The sequence below is a fragment of the Paraburkholderia fungorum genome, assembly GCF_900099835.1.
In the GTDB taxonomy this organism is placed as follows: Bacteria; Pseudomonadota; Gammaproteobacteria; order Burkholderiales; family Burkholderiaceae; genus Paraburkholderia; species Paraburkholderia fungorum_A.
Window position 1 is genome coordinate 2,926,178 of sequence record NZ_FNKP01000002.1, and the last position, 19,053, is coordinate 2,945,230.

The 19,053-nt window shown below is 62.0% G+C and carries 18 protein-coding genes; 15 read left to right on the top strand and 3 right to left on the bottom strand.

Translation table 11 applies throughout. The features are described from left to right. Positions 1-159 precede the first annotated feature (159 nt). The 7 genes from BLS41_RS29065 to BLS41_RS29095 all read left to right on the top strand — a co-directional run bounded on the left by BLS41_RS29065 (position 160) and on the right by BLS41_RS29095 (position 7,671). Positions 160-2,550: an ATP-binding protein gene (locus tag BLS41_RS29065; protein ID WP_074770928.1), complete on the top strand. Its 2,391-nt coding sequence runs from the start codon at positions 160-162 to the stop codon at positions 2,548-2,550. A gap of 32 nt (positions 2,551-2,582) precedes the next feature. Next, positions 2,583-3,317, top strand: a complete 735-nt coding sequence (locus BLS41_RS39735) for a methyl-accepting chemotaxis protein (RefSeq protein WP_074770929.1) — start codon at positions 2,583-2,585, stop codon at positions 3,315-3,317. After that, positions 3,314-3,853: a hypothetical protein gene (locus BLS41_RS29075; protein ID WP_074770930.1), complete on the top strand. Its 540-nt coding sequence runs from the start codon at positions 3,314-3,316 to the stop codon at positions 3,851-3,853. Before BLS41_RS39735 ends, BLS41_RS29075 begins: the two co-directional genes overlap by 4 nt. A gap of 17 nt (positions 3,854-3,870) precedes the next feature. Further along, a complete protein-coding gene (locus tag BLS41_RS29080; RefSeq protein ID WP_074771250.1) occupies positions 3,871-4,842 on the top strand; it encodes a chemotaxis protein CheX in 972 nt (323 codons plus the stop codon). A gap of 34 nt (positions 4,843-4,876) precedes the next feature. Then, a complete protein-coding gene (locus BLS41_RS29085) occupies positions 4,877-5,242 on the top strand; it encodes a response regulator (RefSeq protein WP_074770931.1) in 366 nt (121 codons plus the stop codon). Positions 5,243-5,500: 258 nt separating this feature from the next. Then, a complete protein-coding gene (locus tag BLS41_RS29090) occupies positions 5,501-6,358 on the top strand; it encodes a class II glutamine amidotransferase (RefSeq protein WP_074770932.1) in 858 nt (285 codons plus the stop codon). Positions 6,359-6,504: 146 nt separating this feature from the next. After that, on the top strand, positions 6,505-7,671 hold the full coding sequence (locus tag BLS41_RS29095; protein ID WP_074770933.1) for a porin: 1,167 nt from the start codon (positions 6,505-6,507) through the stop codon (positions 7,669-7,671). Positions 7,672-8,308: 637 nt separating this feature from the next. Here BLS41_RS29095 and BLS41_RS29100 read toward each other — a convergent pair. Then, positions 8,309-9,076 (bottom strand): SDR family oxidoreductase, encoded by a 768-nt coding sequence (locus tag BLS41_RS29100; protein ID WP_074770934.1) that lies wholly within the window; start codon positions 9,074-9,076, stop codon positions 8,309-8,311. Positions 9,077-9,169: 93 nt separating this feature from the next. Further along, positions 9,170-10,132 (bottom strand): GlxA family transcriptional regulator, encoded by a 963-nt coding sequence (locus tag BLS41_RS29105; protein WP_074770935.1) that lies wholly within the window; start codon positions 10,130-10,132, stop codon positions 9,170-9,172. A gap of 260 nt (positions 10,133-10,392) precedes the next feature. Between BLS41_RS29105 and BLS41_RS29110 the strand changes: the two genes are divergently transcribed. The 7 genes from BLS41_RS29110 (at position 10,393) to BLS41_RS29140 (ending at position 16,351) form a co-directional block, all read left to right on the top strand. Then, the gene (locus BLS41_RS29110; RefSeq protein ID WP_074770936.1) at positions 10,393-11,031 is read left to right on the top strand and encodes an HD domain-containing protein; all 639 of its coding nucleotides are present in this window, start codon (positions 10,393-10,395) and stop codon (positions 11,029-11,031) included. Between the two features lie 67 nt (positions 11,032-11,098). Then, on the top strand, positions 11,099-11,386 hold the full coding sequence (locus BLS41_RS29115; protein WP_074770937.1) for a YlcI/YnfO family protein: 288 nt from the start codon (positions 11,099-11,101) through the stop codon (positions 11,384-11,386). Continuing rightward, positions 11,383-11,691 carry a type II toxin-antitoxin system RelE/ParE family toxin gene (locus BLS41_RS29120; protein ID WP_074770938.1) on the top strand — a complete coding sequence of 103 codons (309 nt, stop codon included), beginning with the start codon at positions 11,383-11,385 and terminating at the stop codon, positions 11,689-11,691. Before BLS41_RS29115 ends, BLS41_RS29120 begins: the two co-directional genes overlap by 4 nt. A gap of 21 nt (positions 11,692-11,712) precedes the next feature. Then, entirely contained in the window at positions 11,713-12,663 is a 951-nt protein-coding gene (locus BLS41_RS29125; protein WP_074770939.1) for a LysR family transcriptional regulator, read from the top strand. A 128-nt stretch (positions 12,664-12,791) separates the two neighbouring features. Next, entirely contained in the window at positions 12,792-13,985 is a 1,194-nt protein-coding gene (locus BLS41_RS29130) for a CaiB/BaiF CoA transferase family protein (protein ID WP_074770940.1), read from the top strand. Continuing rightward, positions 13,982-14,932: a hydroxymethylglutaryl-CoA lyase gene (locus BLS41_RS29135; RefSeq protein ID WP_074770941.1), complete on the top strand. Its 951-nt coding sequence runs from the start codon at positions 13,982-13,984 to the stop codon at positions 14,930-14,932. Before BLS41_RS29130 ends, BLS41_RS29135 begins: the two co-directional genes overlap by 4 nt. A 78-nt stretch (positions 14,933-15,010) precedes the next feature. After that, the gene (locus tag BLS41_RS29140) at positions 15,011-16,351 is read left to right on the top strand and encodes an MFS transporter (protein WP_074770942.1); all 1,341 of its coding nucleotides are present in this window, start codon (positions 15,011-15,013) and stop codon (positions 16,349-16,351) included. Positions 16,352-16,802: 451 nt separating this feature from the next. Here BLS41_RS29140 and BLS41_RS29145 read toward each other — a convergent pair whose 3' ends face one another. Then, on the bottom strand, positions 16,803-17,528 hold the full coding sequence (locus tag BLS41_RS29145; RefSeq protein WP_074770943.1) for a GntR family transcriptional regulator: 726 nt from the start codon (positions 17,526-17,528) through the stop codon (positions 16,803-16,805). Between the two features lie 162 nt (positions 17,529-17,690). Here BLS41_RS29145 and BLS41_RS29150 point away from each other — a divergent pair, with 162 nt between their 5' ends. Next, positions 17,691-18,911: a pyridoxal-phosphate-dependent aminotransferase family protein gene (locus BLS41_RS29150; protein ID WP_074770944.1), complete on the top strand. Its 1,221-nt coding sequence runs from the start codon at positions 17,691-17,693 to the stop codon at positions 18,909-18,911. The last annotated feature ends 142 nt before the right edge of the window (positions 18,912-19,053 follow it).

Genomic DNA, 19,053 nt, shown 5'->3' on the forward strand with positions numbered 1-19,053 from the left:
AAAATTTACGACTCTAATTGTCTGAGAAAATCCAATTCAGTCATCGCTTAGTAACATCCATCGGCAATACTCCGCGACGCTACAAGTCAGGCGATATTTCGCATAAAACGCGCGGCTCCGATCGAGGGCTGACGCCAAGGCCAGAAATCGGGGGTTCACATGACGATCCGTCATCGCATCACGCTATTGGTTGTTCTGATGTTCGTCGCCTTGTCGGCGATTGGTGGCTATGCGGTTTACCAGACGCGCGGCAGCGCCGCCGAAGTGCGCAAGGTGACCGAGGGTGTCGTGCCGAGCGCGCTTGCGTCCGCCGACCTCGTGTCGCAGGTCAAGGACGTGCAGCTCGCCACCATGACGCTGGTCTACGCGCCCGACGCCAACATGGTCGCGCAAGCGCAGGACGAGTTGAAGAAGAAAAAGGCGACGCTGCAACAGGCGCTAGCGTTGCAGGGCAAGGAAGCCGCGAGCCACGCGCAGCAGGGGCTCGTCACGCAGGCGACCGAGAGCCTCGCGAACTACTTCTCCGCGATCGACGACACGGCCAAAATGAAGGCCGACGGCAAGAACGAACTCGCGCAGGCATATCTGTTCGCCAACGTCGCGCAGTATCGCGATGAACTCGAAGGCATTGTCGAGACCTTGCGCGTCGAGAAAAACCGCGAGAAAGACGACGCAATCACGACATTGAACGCGACGCTCGCCACCACGACCACGGCAATCGCGGTCGTCACCGGCATCGCAATCATTCTGCTGACGTCGATCGGCTCGCTGCTGTATCGCCAGATCACGCGTCCGCTCAGCCGCATGCAGGGCATGATGAGCGAGATCGCGTCGAGCCAGGATTTCACGCGCCGCGTGCCGGTGGGCCGGCTCGATGAGATCGGCCACTCGATCGTCGCGTTCAACGGCATGATCGAGAAGATTCAGGAAAGCTCCGCGCAGCTCAAGCAGAAAACCGCCGACATCCAGGCGATGTTGCAGAACATGCAGCAGGGCATTCTGACCGTGGTCGACGGCGCGGTGATCCACTCGGAGTATTCGGCCTATCTGGAAGATATCTTTGAGACGAAGGACATTGCGGGCCGCGCGCTGATGGACCTCGTGTTCGGCGACACCGACCTCGGCGCCGACGCGCTGTCGCAAATCGAAGCCGCGACGCACGCGTGTCTGGGCGAAGACGGCATCAACTTTGTGTTTAACCAGCACCTGCTGGTCGGCGAGATTTCGCGGCGCATGCCCGATGGCCGCGCGAAGATTCTCGACCTGACGTGGTCGGCGATTACCGATGAAAACGACGTCATCGTGCGGCTGATGCTGTGTGTGCGCGACGTCACCGAATTGCGCAAGCTCGCAGCGGAGGCCAGCGAACAGCGTCGCCGTCTCGACATGATCGGCGAGATTCTCGCGGTCAGCGAAGAGAAGTTCCATCACTTCATCGAAAGCTCGGCCGGGTTTGTCAGCGAGAACGAGCGGATCATCCGCAAACATTCGGAAGCGGATCACGCGGCGATTGCCGAACTGTTCCGCAACATGCACACCATCAAGGGCAATGCGCGGACCTACAACCTGCAGCACCTGACCAACGTCGTGCACGAAACCGAGCGCAGCTATCACGAACTGCGTCAGCCGGATGCGGATCGCTCGTGGGATCAGGAGCATCTGATGCAGGAGTTGACGCGCGTGCGCGAGGCCATCGAGAGCTACGCGCGAATCAACGAACAGAGCCTGGGCCGCAAGGGCAAAAACCAGTCGGACGATGCGGGCAATGCAGGCCGCTACGTGATGATCGGCAAGGACGACCTTCAGCAGACGCTCAGCCTGCTCGACAAAACCAACGCCGACGAACTGCACGAACTGCAATCCATGCGCGATTCGCTGCGCCGCAAATTGCGCGCATTGGGCAGCGAAAGCGTGCGCGACGCACTCTCCGGCGTACTGGATTCGCTGCCCTCTCTCGCGAGCGAGTTGGGCAAGCCCGCGCCGGACGTGCGGATCGACGACAACGGTTATCGCTTGCGCGGTCAGGCAGGCGGCACGTTGAGCAACGTGTTCGTGCATCTGCTGCGCAATTCGATCGACCACGGTATCGAATCCGCCGACGCGCGTAGCGCGCAAGGCAAGAGCGCGGCCGGCACGATCGATATCGAAGTAGGCGTGGACAGCGGCGCATTGCAGATCACGCTCAGCGACGACGGCCGCGGCCTCGCGCTCGAACGGATTCGCGGAATCGCGATGGAGCGCGGCTGGATCGGCGCCGACGACACTTTGGGCGACGAAGCTATCGCCGACTTCATCTTCCGGCCCGGATTTTCGACGGCCGAAACGGTGACCGAAGTATCGGGCCGCGGCGTCGGCATGGACGCCGTGCGCGATTTCCTGCGGCGCGAAAACGGCAGCATCGAGTTGCGCTTTACCGACGATCGAAAGGGCGCGTCGTTCCGTCAGTTCCAGACGATTGTGAGTCTGCCGGACAGCTTCGCCGTGGACACCCTCGGTGCCGACGCGCGCGACGAAGCCGGCGATCTGAAACTCGACGCGATGGCCGGTTGAGCGTCGGCTGACGCACATCGCAAGGAAAGGTTGTGATCCAACAGTATGTATTGGGGGCGCTGGCAGGCGGCGCGGTGACCGCTGTGGCGGCATGGGTCGCGCACAGGCTGCACAGCGCGCAATTAACCGCGCGGCTGCTGGCCGAAGCGCGAGCACTGAGCGTCTCGCGCGAGGCCGAGCAGGCGGCGCATAGGCGCGCACTCGACGAACGCGAGCAGGCCGAACAGGACCTGCAGGCGCTGACCGTGCAATTGCGCGAGGAGTTGGCGCAGCAAGCCGCGAATGTCGAAGAACTGCGCGGCGCACTCGACGCCATGAGCGGGAACCGCGAACAGTGGACTCACCAGGCGCAGCAGATCGCGAGCGAAGCCGCGCGTCTGAAGGCCCTCGGCGCGACCTTCGAGCGCTGGCACGAGCAGATGATCTCGCTGATGACGCAGAACCACGACATGCACGCGAAGAATCAGGAGCTGTCGTCGATCGTGCGGCATGTGGTGATCGTGTCGCTGAACGCATCGATTGAGGCGGCGCGCGCGGGTCCGGCCGGACGCGGCTTCGCGGTGGTCGCGAGCGAAGTGCGCTCGCTCGCCGCGCGTTCCGAGGAGTTGTCGAAGAGCTATCGTGACAGCCTGCATCGCAACGATCTGACCACCACGTCCACGTTTCAGGATATTCAGGCGGGCGGCAAGATGATCGCGGCGTCGCTCGCCAGCGTCGAATCGCTGGCCCATCAGTTTCACGCGCGGCTCGACGAGGTGCCGGCGTGATTTCGGCCGACGCGAAAAGCAGTTTCGAGCGCATCTTCCGCAAGGCGGCGCAGGCTCGCCTGCCAAAAGACACAAGCGACTCGTGCGAGATCGAAGCGATTGCCGACGCCAGCATCGGCGCGACGAAAAACACCCAGGTGGTCGTGCTGACCATCTCGTCGATCGTGTTCCGGCTCCTGCTGATTCTGCATTTCGACGAAGACGACAGCACGCATCGCTACTACCTGAAAGAAGGCGACGAGAGGCCGTTCCAGGAAGTCTTTCTGGAAATCTGCAACCTGTGTTGCGGCGCGATGAACCAGGAACTGCTGAACTACTTTCCCGACCTCGGCATGTCCACGCCCTACGTGCTGAACGCGCAGTGCCTGCCGCATCTGCATGAGTTGAAGCCGGGGTTCCTGGCGTCGTATTCGGTCACGCTTAACGACGGCGTGCGGCTTGCCGCGACCGTCTGCGTGTGCGCGCATGCGCCAATCGATTTCGTCGCCGATACCAGCGCGATTGAAGAAACCAGCGGCGAGCTGGAACTGTTCTGAACAAGAGAATGGAAACGATGAATATCAACGAACCGGTCAGCAAGGTGCTGGTGCTGGACGACTGCCCGGTGCACAAGGAAACGCTGAAGCGCTTCTGCGACGAACACAATCTGGTCGGCGTGAAAGTCGGCAAGAACCGTTTGCAGTCGGTACTGCGCTCGAACATCGATCTCGGCGCGGTGCTGTTCGCGGAGAATTGCGCGGGCTCGCCCGAGGCCAGCGCTGAACTCGCGATCAGGATCAACGCAGTGCGCCCCGAGTTGCCGATCATCATGCGGCGCGACCACGACACCGGCATGGACGACCTGCCGGAGAGCCTGCGCCGCGTCGTCTGCGCAACCTATGTCGCGCGAGACATGGCGCCGCTGCGCCGCGTAATCGACGAATACATTTTCAGCCAGGATTATCCGAACGCGCTGGTGCGCGGCATCGCCGAAATGACCCAGGCGATTCTCGGCGACGTGTTCAAGGACCTGACCATCACGTGCGACACGCCGTACATCGTGCGCGACCGGATTATCTTCGGCGAAGTATTCAGCCTGATTCCGCTGGAAAGCCCCTGGTGTCGCGGCTATATGACGATGCAGGCCGAAGAGGCGCCGATTCTCGATCTGCTCGATCGCTACCGGATGATCGACGACGCGCCCGAAGGCGAGGCCGATTTCCGCGATCTGAATAGCGTGCTCGGCGAGGTGACGAATCTCGTGTGGGGCTCGTTCAAGAACCGTTATGTCGGCGACGCGGACGCGTGGCAGCGCAGCGAGGTGCAGGTGCCGCTGCTGGTCAATCACAAGCACAAGTACATCTCGTTCGGCAGCGGCAATCCGCAACTGTGCTTCATGTACTGGCTGAAAGACCCGCAAACGGGCCGCGCGGTCAGGCTGCATCAACGTTTCGTGTTCAGCCTGAGCTGGTCGCCGGAAGACTTCAGGGAAGTCACGCGCGATGTCGGCGAGATGGTCGAGGCGGGCGAGCTGGATCTGTTCTGAGTAGTGTCAAAGGTGAAAGGTCAAAGGAAACAACATGTCGAAAATTCTGGTGGTGGATGACTCGAGCACGGTGCGCGACGAAGTGGCCGGCTTTCTGAAGAAGAACGGTCTGGACGTCGATACGGCCGTGGACGGCAAGGACGGCCTTGCCAAGCTGAAGTCGAGCCCCGGCATCAAGCTGGTGATCAGCGACGTCAACATGCCGAATATGGACGGCCTGACGATGGTCGAAAAGATTCGCGGCGAACTGGCGAACAAGACCGTCAACGTGATCATGCTGACGACCGAAAGCAGCCCGGCGATGAAGGAGCGCGGCAAGGCGGCGGGCGTCAAGGGCTGGATCGTCAAGCCGTTCAAGGGCGACGCAGTGCTGGAAACGTTCCGCAAGCTGGCGAGCTGAAGCGCGGGCGGTTTCGGCGGAAATTCGGCGGAAATCGCCAAAGGTGAGGGTTTTCGGGAGCCGCGCGCGCCCGTCATTTGCAAAGCATGATTCGCTATAACGGCGGCGGTTGAAACACGTTAGTCTCCAGTGAAGATGAACGAACTGGGATGACCTGCAATGACCGCGAAGACTTTCGAAAGCACCGGCGCCGTAACGGCGGATGCGATCACGTCGATCATGCACGTCCCGGCACGAGCAGCTTGAGGCGGCCCGGACATGTGCCAGTTGCTCGCCCTTAGCTGCGCCGAACCCACCGACGTCAGTTTCTCGCTGACAGGCTTCGCCGCGCGCGGCGGCCTCACCGATCATCACGTCGACGGCTGGGGCGTGGCGTTTTACGAAGACCGCGCCTGCCGCGTTTTCGTCGACGAAAAGCCCGCGTATCAATCGCCGGTCGCCGAGTTTCTGAAGAGTTATCCGATCAAGTCACGCAATGTGGTCGCCCATATCCGCAAGGCGACGCAGGGCGGCGCGCGGGTCGAGAACTGCCATCCGTTCATGCGCGAGTTGCGCGGACAGCAATGGGTGTTCGCGCACAACGGCGACCTGCACGCGCTCGGTGAACACAGCGAGCCGGGGCCGTATGCGCCGGTTGGCTCGACCGATAGCGAAGAAGCGTTCTGCTTCATCATGAATCGGCTGCACGCGTATTTCGCCACGCACGCCGATGCCGACGTGGACGATATCGACGCACTTTTCGACGTGATCGAACAGGCGACGCGCACGTTGAACCCCTTTGGCATTTTCAATTTCGTGCTGTCGAACGGCAAAGCGCAGTTTGCGTTCTGCTCGACGCGTTTGTCGTACGTGATACGTCATTGGCCGTTTTCGAGCGCGCGTCTGGTCGATGGCGATCTGAGCGTGGACTTCGCCGAGCGCGGTACGCAAGCCGATCGCACAGCGGTGATCGCCACCACGCCGCTCACCGATGAAGTCTGGACCACCTGCCAACCCGGCGATCTGCTGATGTTCCGCAGCGGCGCGTTGCTGCGGCGCACACATGTGCCGGTTCCCGCCGAAGTCATCGCCCGCTCGAAATACGCGCTGTCCGAACTGTCCGCGATTCCCGCGTGACGTCATCTCCGCACGTCGCCTGAAAACGGCGACGCTGCCGGCACGTTGATATCTATCGAAGAATTAGTTAGTTTGCCGACACAAAACCTTCTCGTATCGTTGCAACGGTTTTAAACAACTACAGCATTGATACGGGAAACTAAATAATGAAGCGCCTCTCTCTCCTCGCATTGCCAGCTGGTCTTCTCCTCGCGGCGGGCGCTCACGCGCAAAGCAGCGTCACGCTCTATGGCATCGTCGATGCCGGTATCGCCTATGTACACAACGCACAAAGCACGAACGGCCAGAACCAGTCGACGCTGGTGAAGTTCAGCAGCGGCAATATGTCCGGTAGCCGTTGGGGGCTGAAGGGTACGGAAGACCTCGGTGGCGGCCTCGCAGCGGTATTCCAGTTGGAGAACGGCTTCAACGTGGGGACGGGCGCGCTCGGCCAGGGTAGCCGCGAGTTCGGCCGCAAGGCCGTGGTGGGTCTGTCGAGCAACACGTGGGGAACGGTCACGCTGGGACGTCAATACGATCCGATCGTCGACCTGGTTCAAGGTCTCACCGAAGACAACTACTTCGGCGGCGTGTTCGGCACGCCAGGCGACCTGGACAACTACGACAACAGCCTGCGCGTGAGCAACTCGGTCAAGTATGTGAGCCCGCTGTTCTCCGGCTTCCAGGTCGAAGCGCTGTACGGCGTGGGCGGCGTCGCCGGTGCGGGCGGCAGCGGACAGACCTATAGCTTCGGCGCTGCCTACGCGAACGGTCCGCTGTCGCTCGGTGCGGGCTATTTCTACGCGAATGGCGGCAACACGACCACGGCCAACGTGCGGACCTGGACCAGCAGCTCGGATTCGCTGTTCAACACGGTGATCAACGCGGGTTTTGCAAGCGCCAAGTCGATTCAGATCGTGCGCGTGGGCGGTCAGTATGTCGTTGGCTCGGCCACGATCGGCGCTGCGTATTCCAACACGCAGTACGGCAGCGACGCGTTCTCTGCCTTCCGCGAGACGGCGAAGTTCAACAACGGTTCGGTGTTCGTGAACTATCAGATCACTCCGGCGTTGCGCACCGGCGTGGCCTACAACTACACGTCGCTGACCGGGCCGTCGTCCGCGCATTACAACCAGATCAACCTCGGGGCGGATTACGCGCTCTCCAAACGCACCGATCTGTATGCGCTGACCGGCTATCAGAAAGCGAGCGGCAACACGCTTAACTCGAGCGGCAAGGTGGTGGGCGCGCAGGCGTCGATTGGCGACTTCGGCGTGAATTCCGGGACCGACAGCCAGGCGCTGGCGGTCGTCGGTATCCGTCACAAGTTCTGATCGACGAGGTGAAAGACCTCGCTGTGCGTACGCGGCGGGTCCTTCAAATTCGCTTTGAAGACACGAAAGGTGAGGATATTCAGGAGCCGGACGCAGTGCAGCGAACCGTGAGCCTGAGCGCCTGATTTTTCCTCACCCTTCGACATTCCGCTGTCGATTCGAGACTCAAAGCCCCGCCAGGCAAGGATGCGTCGCCTATCTTCCGCAGACAGGCGACGCCCGGTTCATGCCGCCAGTCCGATAAAAGCCGTGAAGCATCGGCGAAAAAAACGGCGGATTGCGGGCGGATAAGCGCATTTGCCCATTCCACGGGGCCTTGCGCGGCGTGAATGCACGCAAAAAACCCTGAATTCATGACGCCGGCCGTGTCAATGGCGGCGTTGACCCCGCGTATCGGCGCGACGCATCTTCCGAACCCATGCAGGCCATTCCACGGTTCCCAAAGGTGAGGGTTTGCGGGAGTGGCCTGTTTCGGACCTTGGGCACCTTGCCCAGCATGGCTTTGCGTCCTGCCCCCAAGCTCGAAAGGTGAGGGTTTTCGGGAGCAATTGGACAGGCACCCCACGTCAGTCCCGCGCCGCTCCGTACGAAAGGTGAGCTTTTTCGGGGGCTGGGACGGCGTTGGCCGTGCGGTTGATCAGGCCGCGCCCGCGATCTCGCGAATGTCAGCGACCGGCGTCTGGCCGAACGCGTCGCTGAGTGCGTAATCGACCAGTTGAGCCGCGCATTGCTCAGGCGACGTCAGTTGCCCGTTGCGCTTCAGATCCTCGAATTTCGGGCGCATCGGGAATTGCGCGTCTTTGCTGCCGCGAATCTCCGCCTGCATGTTCGTGTCGATTACGCCCGGCGCGAGCGAGCAGATCCGCAGCGCGCGATTGGCATCGAGCGCGACCGCGCGCGCGTGATGATCGAGCGCGGCTTTCGTCGCACAGTAGATGCTCCAGCCGGCGTACGCGTTGCGCGCCGCCCCGCTCGAAATGTGCACGATGCGCCGGTCGCTCGCGTCGACGGCGGCCGTGGCGAGCGCGCTGGCCAGCATCAGCGGCGTCGCGACGTTCAGGCTCACTGCGCTCGCGATCGCTGCTGCGTCCTGTGCTTCGAGCGTGCCGATCGGCTGCACCATGCCCGCGTTGTTGATCAGCAGAACCGTTTGCGCGCCGCTGACGAAGCTGCGCAATGCGTCGGTCGCGATCCATTGCGCCACGCGCGACGGGTCGGCGAGTTCCAATTCGATTTCTTCGAACTTCGCAGCGGAGTGCGCGTTGAGCGTGTCGGGCGCCGGATGACGCGAGCGCGACAGGCCCAGCACCGTGACGCCGCGTGCGAGCAGTTGTTCGGCGAGCGCCGCGCCGAGGCCACGGTTGTGACCGGTGACGATCGCGCGAATCGGAGTGGAGGAGGTCATGTCGTTCCTTGTGATCGATGGCATTGCCGGAGCAAAGACCGACATTTTCTCACGGCGAGTTCAGGCAGACGGCGTGGCTGCCGCCCACCGCACTCACACTGAACGGAAGCGCTCGCGGTACTGCATCGGCGTTACGCCGATGCGTTTGGTGAACACGATGCGCATCCGGTCCGCGGTGCCGAAACCGCAGTCGTACGCAATCGCTTTCAGCACCGTGCCGCTGCTTTCGAGCAGTTTGCGCGCCGCATCGACCCGCGCCCGTTCGATGAATTCGTGCGGCGTCACGCCGGTTTCCTGCACGAACACGCGCGCGAAGTTTCGTGCGCTCATGCCCGCGACATCCGCGAGTTGCTTCACCGTGAAGCTCTCGCTGATCTTTTGCATGACGTGCGCCTGGACTTTGGCGACGGGCGACGTGTCGTTGGCGGGAGCGGTCAGGTAGGGACTGAATTGCGATTGGCCGCCTTGCCGCTGCGCGAACACTACCAGCCGCTTGGCGACCGCCAGCGCCGTGTGCGGCCCGTGATCTTCCGCCACAAGCGCGAGCGACAGGTCGATGCCGGCGGTGACGCCCGCTGACGTGACCAACTCACCATCGCGCAGATAAATGCGGTCGAGATCGACGCGCGCGTCGGGAAATTGCGCGGCCAGTTGCGCTGCGTGCTGCCAGTGCGTCGTGACGTTGCGGTCGTCGAGCAATCCCGCATGGCCGAGTGCGAACGCGCCGGTGCAGATCGAGCCGTAGCGGCGGCAGCGCGTCGCGACGTGGCTCAGCCAGTGCAGCAGGCGCGGGTCGGGCACGCTGTTGTGAGGCAGCGCGGGGCCGCCTGCGACCAGCGCGAGATCGAACGGGCCCTGCGCCTGATCGAACGTGGTGTCGGCGACCAGCGTCATGCCGTTGGACGCGCGCAGCGGCGCCGGCTCCGCGCTCAGCAGTTTGACGTCGTAACGAACCTCGGGCGCGATGAACCCGTTGGCCTCGGAGAAAACGTCGACCGGACCGGCGACATCGAGCGCCTGCACGCCGGGAAAGATCGCGATCGCGACGGTGGGCATCGAAACAATTCCTTTGGACGGTGGACGGAACCGGCAGCCACGGCAGTCAACGCCGTACGCCTGGCAGTGTTCGACGGTGCCTGGCGATTGTCCGCGAGGGCGCGTTGACCAATACTGGACTTCATCGGACACGCAGCTTGAAACGCACGAAAAAAGCGCCGCGGATGAGCATACCAAAGGCGCTTCCATGCGACCAGGCCGCCACCGGCAACGCGCGTCCCGTTCACTCGAACCCTCGAACCAGTTACGGAGCAACTCAAATGGCAACGATTGCAGGCATTCAGATTCCCGACAGCATGATGGCGCGCGAAGCCACCCAACTCGTGCGCGATACCGAAACCGACCTGCTGTATCACCACTCGCGGCGCGTGTTTCTGTTCGGCTCGCTGGCCGGCGAGCGCAAGCAGTTGAAGTACGACCCGGAGCTGCTGTACATCGGCGCGATGTTTCACGATATGGGGCTCGTCGCGCCTTATAGCAGCGAGCACGACCGCTTCGAAGTGGACGGCGCGAATGCCGCGCGTGACTTTTTGCGCCGTCACGGCATCGGCGAGGATGACATCGATCAGGTATGGAATTCGATTGCGTTGCACACGACGCCTGGCATTCCGCAGCATATGAAGCCGGTGGTCGCGCTGGTGACGGCGGGTGTCGAAATGGACGTGCTGGGCCTCGCGTACAACGAGTTCAGCGAGGATCATCGGCATGAGGTGATTCATGCGCATCCGCGTGGCGCGCACTTCAAGGAAGGCATCATCGACGCGTTCGCGCACGGCACGATTCACAAGCCGGAGACGACGTTCGGCAACGTGAAGGCTGACGTGCTGGCGCTGAAGGACCCGCATTATCATCGCGAGAATTTTTGCACGATGATTCTTGGATCGGCGTGGAAGGATTGAGGGGCGGCTTGCATCGGGCAACGGTTAGCGCGATAATGCATCGCAAATGCGATGCATGGAGTGAAGTATGAAAAGCGCTAACTTTCCGTCGGTGCGGGTCGAGCCGGAACTACGGGCTGCGGCTGAAGAAGTCCTGCAGGACGGCGAAAGCATTTCCAGTTTCGTCGAACAGGCCATCCGCGACAACATTTCGCGGCGCTTGAACCAACGCGAGTTTGTCGCGCGTGGACTTGCATCGCGCGAGGAAGCGAAGCAAAGCGGCGACTACGTGCAGGCTGATGATCTGCTTGCGGAACTCGAAGAGCGGCTGGGGGAAGCGAAGGCCAAGGCCGCAAAAGTCAAGAAGAAACGATGACGTATCAAGTTCGTTTCACCCGCACTGCCGCAGTTGACCTTAAACGACTGTACGACTTCATCATCGAACGGGACGACACGGATATCGCACTCGCCGAGCGTGCGTTGCGATCAATCCGCGACGGTATCGCGACGCTCCGTACGTCGCCGTTCACTTGCCGCAAAGCGCAGCAAGACGCCCCGTTTCTGCGTGAGCTACTGATCCCGTTCGGCCGGTCCGGTTACGTCGCGCTGTTCGAAATCGAGAACAGCCAAACCCTCACCGTGCTAGCCGTGCGTCATCAGCTGGAGGATGATTACCACTGACAGAACTCCCGGCGTTCCGCGATGGTCCTCAAAAACCTGCTCCGAAGACTCGACCTCACTACGCTGCAACTTTTCCTCGCCGTCTACGAAGAAGGCACGCTCACGCGGGCCGCCGAGCGCGAGGCGATTGCCGTTTCCGCTGCCAGCAAACGTCTGCTCGAACTCGAGCAGGCGGTTGGCGCCACGCTGTTCCAGCGTAACGCGCGCGGCATGACGCTGACGCCGGCCGGCGAAACGCTGCTGCATCACGCGCGGCGCGTGATGCGCGACATCGAAAATATCGGCATCGAACTGGCGGGACATGCGAGCGGCGTACGCGGTTATGTGCGGATGATGGCCAATCTGTCGGCGATCGTCGAATTTCTCCCCGAAGATTTGCGCGCGTTCCAGTTGCAGCACGAGCGCGTGAAGCTCGATCTCGAAGAGCGCCCGAGCGGCGGCGTGGTCGAAGCCGTCGACGATAGCCTCGCCGATCTCGGCATCTGTTCCGGCGACGCCGACACGCACGATCTGCACGTCACGCATTACCGGCACGACTCGCTGGTGCTCGTGACGCGCGACGATCATCCGCTGGCGGCGCGCAACAGTGTGGCTTTCGCCGAGACGCTCGACGGCGATCATGTCGGCCTGCACGCCGCGAGTTCGATCAACGCGCGCACGCATATGGCCGCGCGTCAGGCGGGCAAGCCGCTGCGCTTGCGCATCCACGTGCCGGGGTTCGATGCGGTCTGCCGGATGGTGCAGGCCGGCATGGGCGTCGGCGTATTGCCGCAGAAGGTGTATCAACTGATGGGCGATCCGCTCGGATTGATCGGCATTCCACTCGAAGACGAATGGTCCGAGCGCAGCCTCGTGCTGGTCGTGCGCGATGTCGACGCGCTCTCGCCAGTAAGCCGCCTTCTGTTCGATCACCTGCGATCAGTCGAGGCATTGGAAGCGTCCGCGTCCACAGACTCCGTCAAGATCGACTAGAACAAACGCCAACCGCCGAGCGTTCGTCATTCGCGAACGGTCGTTGGCGAATTGCGGTTGGACGCCACCGCCGCGTGGCTCATAAGCTGTCTCCCAATACGAACCTTATATGGGAAGGAGACAGCACCATGAGTGGACCGCTCCAGGGTATCCGTGTCGTCGAGATCGGAACCCTCATCGCCGCGCCGTTTGCCGCGCGCCTCATGGCCGAATTCGGCGCCGATGTCATCAAGATCGAAGCCCCCGAAACCGGCGACCCCCTTCGCAAATGGCGCAAGCTGCATGAGGGCACCTCGCTCTGGTGGTATCTGCAATCGCGCAACAAGAAGTCGGTCTGCGTGAATCTGAAATCGGCGGAGGGTGTCGATATCGTCAAGCGGCTCGCCGCCGACGCCGATGTCGTGATAGAAAATCTGCGCCCCGGCGCGCTCGAAAAGCTCGGTCTCGGCTGGGACGTGCTGCACGCGATCAATCCGAAACTGACGATGGTCCGCATCTCCGGTTACGGCCAGTCGGGACCGTATCGCGACCGGCCAGGGTTCGGCGCAATCGGCGAGGCGATGGGCGGCATCCGCTACACGACCGGCGAAGTGGACGGCGCACCGGCGCGCGTCGGCGTGAGTCTCGGCGACTCGCTCGCGTCGCTGCACGGTGTGATCGGCGCGTTGATGTCGTTGCTGCGCGTGAAGACCGGACATGGCGAAGGCCAGGTGGTCGACGTATCGCTGGTCGAGAGCGTGTTCAATCTGATGGAAAGCCTCGTGCCCGAATACGACCTGCTCGGGCACGTGCGCGAACGCAGCGGCGGCGCGTTGCCGGGCATCGCGCCATCCAATACGTATCGCACTGAAGACGACGGCTACGTCGTGATTGCCGGCAATAGCGATCCGATTTTCAAACGGCTGATGCATCTGATCGGCCGCCCCGATCTCGCCGACGATCCCTCACTCGCGCGCAACGACGGTCGCGCGAAACAGTCGGCGATGCTCGATCAGGCGATTACCGCATGGACCTCGCACCACGCGACCGACGATGTGCTGGCCGCGCTCGAACGCGCGGAAGTGCCGGCGGGGCGCATCTATTCGGTGGCGGACATCGTCGCCGATCCGCACTACCAGGCGCGCGACATGTTGCTGCCGGCGCAATTGCCGGGCGGCATGGAAGTGAAGATGCCGGGCATCGTGCCGAAGCTCTCGGACACACCGGGCGAAGTGCGCTGGCAAGGGCCGTCGCTTGGCGCGCATACGGGCAGCGTGCTGAGCGAACTGGGCTTTGCCGACGAAGATATCGAGCGGCTGCGCCGCGAAGGAGCCGTGCAATGAGCGACCTCACCAACTTGCAATCCGACCGGCTGATCGTGCAGGAAGTCGCGCCGCGCGACGGCTTGCAGATCGAGCCCACCTGGGTCGGCACCGCCGACAAGATCGCGCTGATCGACGCGCTGTCCACCTTCGGCTTCACGCGGATCGAAGCCGGCTCGTTCGTGTCGCCGAAAGCGATCCCCGCGTTACGCGACGGCGAATCCGTTTTCCAGCAGATCAAACGGCAACCCGGCGTGATCTACGTCGCGCTGATCCCAAACCTGAAGGGCGCCGAGCGCGCACTCGCCGTGCGCGCCGATGAACTGAACCTGGTGATGTCCGCGAGTCAGACCCACAACCGCGCGAATATGCGCATGAGTTGCGAGTCGTCGCTGGCCGCGTTCGACGACATCGTGCGGCACGTTAAAGGATCGGGCGTGCTGTTGAACGCGTCGGTGGCGACGGCGTTCGGTTGCCCGTTCGAAGGCACGATCGACGAAGACCGGGTGATCGGCATTGTCGATACGTATCGCGAGATGGGCATCGAGGGCATCACGCTGGCCGACACGACGGGCATGGCGAATCCACGTCAGGTCAGGCGGCTCGTCACGCGTGTGCTCGAGCGGATTCCCGCGAGTGCGCTCACGCTGCACTTTCACAACACGCGCGGTCTGGGTCTCGCCAATGTGCTGGCCGCGTATGAAGCCGGTGCGCGACGCTTCGATGCCGCGTTGGGCGGCCTCGGCGGCTGTCCGTTTGCGCCGGGGGCGTCCGGCAACATCTGCACGGAAGACCTGGTGAATATGTGCGACGAGATGGGCATTGCCACCGGGGTCGATCTGCAAAAGGTGATTGCGCTGTCGCGTACTTTGCCCGCCTTGCTCGGCCACGACGTGCCAGGACAACTGGCGAAGGCGGGTCGTAATTGCGACCTGCATCCGGTGCCTGAATACGTTTTGCAGATTTGACACGAGCCTCACCGTCCAATCCGATAAACCCCATTAAACGACCGGACGGCATCGCCGAATCCGGCATTGGAGACAAGCATGAGTGACCTGAGCGCAGTCGCGAGTGACAAGAGTGGCCGCCGCGAATACGGCGTGGACGATGCCGCGGCGATCATCCGCAAAGTCGCGTGGCGGTTGATGCCGCTGATCATGATCTGCTATCTGTTTGCGTTCTTCGACCGCATCAACATCAGCTTCGCGAAGTTTCAGTTGCAGAGCGATCTCGGTTTGTCCGATACCGCGTATGGTCTCGGCGCGAGTCTGTTCGTGATCGGATACGTGCTGTTCGAAGTGCCAAGCAATCTCTTTCTGTACAAGGTAGGCGCGCGTCGCTGGATTGCGCGAATCATGATTTCGTGGGGACTCGCGACGGCTGCGATGGTGTTCGTCAGCAACGAGTGGCAGTTCTACGGATTGCGCTTCGTGATCGGCGCCATGGAAGCGGGCTTCGCACCCGGCGTGCTGTATTACCTGACGTTGTGGTTTCCGGCGAGCTATCGCGGACGTATCACATCGATGCTGTTTCTCGCGTCCGCTTTCTCCGGTCTGGTCGGCGCGCCGCTCGCGGGTCTCGTGATCGGACATATGAACGGCGTGCTCGGCATGCCGGGCTGGCACTGGCTGTTTCTGCTCGGCGGATTGCCCTGCGTCGTGCTTGGGATTCTGGTGTTGAAACTGCTGAAAGACCGGATCGAAGACGCGGCGTGGTTGTCGTCGGCGGAGAAGACTTTTCTGGCGGGGCAAATAGCGCAGCAGAGCCGTCACGCCGACACCGGCCATTCGTTGATGGGCGCGATCAGAACGCCGGGCTTTCTCACGTTGGGGCTCGTGTACTTCCTGATTCAGGTGGCGTCGTATGGATTGAATTTCTGGGCGCCGCATCTGATTCGCGTGGCGGGGACGAACAATCCGACCGTGATCGGATTGCTGACCGCGGTGCCTTATGTGTGCGGCGCGATCTGCATGGTCGTGGTGGGGCGTCTGTCCGATGCGAGCGGCGAGCGGCGCAAGTTCGTGTTCGGCTTGCTGGTGATGTCGGCGGTGGGGTTCTTCGCGGCCGGGTTCTTCGACAAGCAGACGGGTTTGCTGGTCGTCGCGCTGGCGGTCATGGGTGCGGGCATGGTGGCGTCGATTCCGGCGTTCTGGGCGCTGCCGCCGAAGCTGCTGACGGGCGCAGGCGCGGCGGGTGGCATCGCGTTGATCAATACGCTCGGACAACTCGGTGGCATTGTCAGCCCGGTCATGGTGGGGCGCGTGAAAGATCTGACGGGGAGCACGACACCGGCGTTGTATGTGATCGGCGCGATGTGCGTGGTGTGCGCGGTGATTATGTTGTTCGGGATGCCGGAGTCGCTGCGCCGGCGGGATGGGGTGAGGTGAGCCGCCAGGGATTCGAGCGGCGCAAGTCTGCTCCCGGCCGCACCTGCGTGAGATTGATCAGTCGTATCAACTACTTGGTAGTGCTGTGCGCGAGTTGTCCACAGGCTTGCCAACAAAATGTGTGGACAACTGGAGGGTGAGGGCGGCGCGGGTCGTAGGGCATCCTTGCTAAACAGCGATTCAGAGGAGGCCGGCTTCGCCGCATCACCCGCTGCCTACTCCGAAGCCGCCGCCCGATATTCCCGCTACATCAACTACTTAACCCTGCTGTGAGAAACTTGTCCACAGGCTTGCCAACATTTTAGGTGGACAAGTTTTCCCTTCAGCACAGGCGACTATCAGGACGTCGAACTCGACGTCTTCTTGAAGACAAACGTATTTCCCGCCGTTTGATCCGCTTTCGCGGTCGCGCCATAAAACGTCGAGGTCTTTACCTCGCGGCGCGCGTCGATCAGGTCTTCAACGACGACCCCGCTGCCGCTTCCTGCGACTGAACCTGCAAGACCGCATCGCGCTTATCAAGCAGATGCTGTCGCAGAATCGCGCTGAGTTTCTTGCCGTCGCGCGCTTCGAGCGCCTTCAGCATTTCATCGTGATCGTGAATGGCGCTGTCCCATTTCGGCGTCTGGAAATTCGAGCGAAATCGTAAAGCCTGCAAACGCCGGTTCACCGCCATATACGTTTGACGCAGCGCCGAGTTTCTCGCCGCTTCGTTGATCTTGTCGTGAATCGCCTGATTGCGGCTGTAGTAGCCAGGCAGATCGTTCTGCGTGCGGCAGGCGAGCATCGCGTAATGCAGCGCCTTGATTTCGGCGAGTTCTGCGGCGGTCATTCGTTCTGCGGCGAGTTCGCCGGAAAACGCTTCGAGACCACTCATCAATTCGAAGGTCTCGCGCAACTCCGCCTCCGACATCTTCGACACCGACGCGCCCCGGTTCGGCGAAATCTCGATCAGCCCTTCGGCGGCCAGCACTTTCAGCGCTTCACGCAACGGCGTGCGCGAAATGCCCAGCGTCTCGCATAACTCACGCTCATTCAGTTTCTTGCCAGGCTCCAGCGCGCCTTCGACGATAAAGCGGCGAATGTGCTCCACCACCGTGTCGTGCAAGCGCTGGCGCTCGACCTTCGGCATCAGCGGGACAGTCGTTAAGCCCGCATTGAAATCCGAATTTTGCATACAAAAGTCCTCAACATCGCGTGAGATCGGATTTTATCGGAACCTTGCAGATTAGTTAATAGCGCGGGTAAACACCGCCATCAACGCGCATTTTTCGCCTTGGGAGCGTCACAGTTCGTCTGATATAGTTTTTTGAATGCAAAATTCAATCGGAGGAGCCCAATGCTCAAGCTAGATTTCCATCCCGCCGGCCGTCACTTTCTGCAGATTCCGGGTCCGAGCCCGGTGCCCGACCGCATCCTCCGGGCGATGAGCTATCCGACCATCGACCATCGCGGCCCCGAGTTCGGCGAACTGGGTCTGAAGGTACTCGACGGCATCAAGAAAATCTTCAAGACTCAGCAGCCGGTGGTGATCTATCCGGCGTCGGGCACGGGCGCATGGGAAGCGGCGCTGTCCAACACGCTGAGCCCCGGCGATCACGTACTGATGTTCGAGACCGGCCACTTCGCGACGCTGTGGAAAAAGATGGCGGAGAGCCTCGGGCTGAAGCCTGAATTCCTCGGCTTGCCCGGTATCGAAGGATGGCGGAAGGGCGTTCAGCCGCAAATGATCGAGGAGCGTCTGCGCGCCGACACGCAACACACGATCAAGGCGGTGTGCGTCGTGCACAACGAAACATCCACGGGTGTGACGTCGGACATCGCCGCCGTGCGTCGCGCGATCGATGCAGCGGGCCACCCGGCGCTGCTGCTGGTCGACACGATTTCGGGCCTTGCCTGCGCCGATTATCGTCACGACGAGTGGGGCGTGGACGTCACCGTGTCGGGTTCGCAGAAGGGTTTGATGCTGCCGCCGGGCATCAGCTTCAACGCGATCTCGCCGAAAGCGCTGGCCGCCAGCAAGCACGCAAAACTGCCGCGTAGCTTCTGGGACTGGACTGACATCGTCGAGATGAACAAGACCGGGTACTGGCCGTACACGCCGAACACGAATCTGCTCTACGGCTTGTCCGAAGCGCTCGACATGATTCTCGGCGAAGGACTCGACAACGTGTTCGCGCGCCATGAGCGTCTCGCCGAAGCCACCCGCCGTGCGGTGCGTGCGTGGGGCCTGGAGATTCAGTGCGCCGATCCGTCCGTGTACAGCCCGGTGTTGACCGGCGTGATGATGCCCGAAGGCATCGATGCCGACGCGGTGCGCAAGCTCATCTACGAACGCTTCGACATGTCGCTCGGCACGGGCCTCGGCAAGATGAAAGGCCGCATGTTCCGCATCGGCCATCTCGGCGATTGCAACGACCTGATGCTGCTGGCCACGCTCGCGGGCTGCGAAATGGGCCTGAAGCTCGCGGGTGTCACGCTAAAGGAAAGCGGTTTGCCTGCCGCTATGGAGTGGTTGAGTGCGCCGACCAAGGCATCGGGTTTGAAAGCTGCCGCCTGAACGAGCCACTACGCATCCCTCCGAAGCACCGACACAAACTGAGATAAGCAGAACGCATCAATCAGTTCGCATCACGCACCACGCATCAAACAGCTCGAAGCAACTCGCAGTCAGGGAAGTGGAGACGCTTCCCTCACGAAGC

Bases quoted from the DNA above. Each gene is read 5' to 3' on its own strand.
- BLS41_RS29065 (WP_074770928.1), top strand. From the start codon at position 160: ATGACGATCCGTCATCGCATCACGCTATTGGTTGTTCTGATGTTCGTC.
- BLS41_RS29095 (WP_074770933.1), top strand. From the start codon at position 6,505: ATGAAGCGCCTCTCTCTCCTCGCATTGCCAGCTGGTCTTCTCCTCGCG.
- BLS41_RS29110 (WP_074770936.1), top strand. From the start codon at position 10,393: ATGGCAACGATTGCAGGCATTCAGATTCCCGACAGCATGATGGCGCGC.
- BLS41_RS29100 (WP_074770934.1), bottom strand. From the start codon at position 9,076: ATGACCTCCTCCACTCCGATTCGCGCGATCGTCACCGGTCACAACCGT.
- BLS41_RS29080 (WP_074771250.1), top strand. From the start codon at position 3,871: ATGAATATCAACGAACCGGTCAGCAAGGTGCTGGTGCTGGACGACTGC.
- BLS41_RS29135 (WP_074770941.1), top strand. From the start codon at position 13,982: ATGAGCGACCTCACCAACTTGCAATCCGACCGGCTGATCGTGCAGGAA.
- BLS41_RS29130 (WP_074770940.1), top strand. From the start codon at position 12,792: ATGAGTGGACCGCTCCAGGGTATCCGTGTCGTCGAGATCGGAACCCTC.
- BLS41_RS29125 (WP_074770939.1), top strand. From the start codon at position 11,713: ATGGTCCTCAAAAACCTGCTCCGAAGACTCGACCTCACTACGCTGCAA.
- BLS41_RS29105 (WP_074770935.1), bottom strand. From the start codon at position 10,132: ATGCCCACCGTCGCGATCGCGATCTTTCCCGGCGTGCAGGCGCTCGAT.
- BLS41_RS29120 (WP_074770938.1), top strand. From the start codon at position 11,383: ATGACGTATCAAGTTCGTTTCACCCGCACTGCCGCAGTTGACCTTAAA.
- BLS41_RS29145 (WP_074770943.1), bottom strand. From the start codon at position 17,528: ATGCAAAATTCGGATTTCAATGCGGGCTTAACGACTGTCCCGCTGATG.
- BLS41_RS29085 (WP_074770931.1), top strand. From the start codon at position 4,877: ATGTCGAAAATTCTGGTGGTGGATGACTCGAGCACGGTGCGCGACGAA.
- BLS41_RS29150 (WP_074770944.1), top strand. From the start codon at position 17,691: ATGCTCAAGCTAGATTTCCATCCCGCCGGCCGTCACTTTCTGCAGATT.
- BLS41_RS29090 (WP_074770932.1), top strand. From the start codon at position 5,501: ATGTGCCAGTTGCTCGCCCTTAGCTGCGCCGAACCCACCGACGTCAGT.
- BLS41_RS29140 (WP_074770942.1), top strand. From the start codon at position 15,011: ATGAGTGACCTGAGCGCAGTCGCGAGTGACAAGAGTGGCCGCCGCGAA.
- BLS41_RS29115 (WP_074770937.1), top strand. From the start codon at position 11,099: ATGAAAAGCGCTAACTTTCCGTCGGTGCGGGTCGAGCCGGAACTACGG.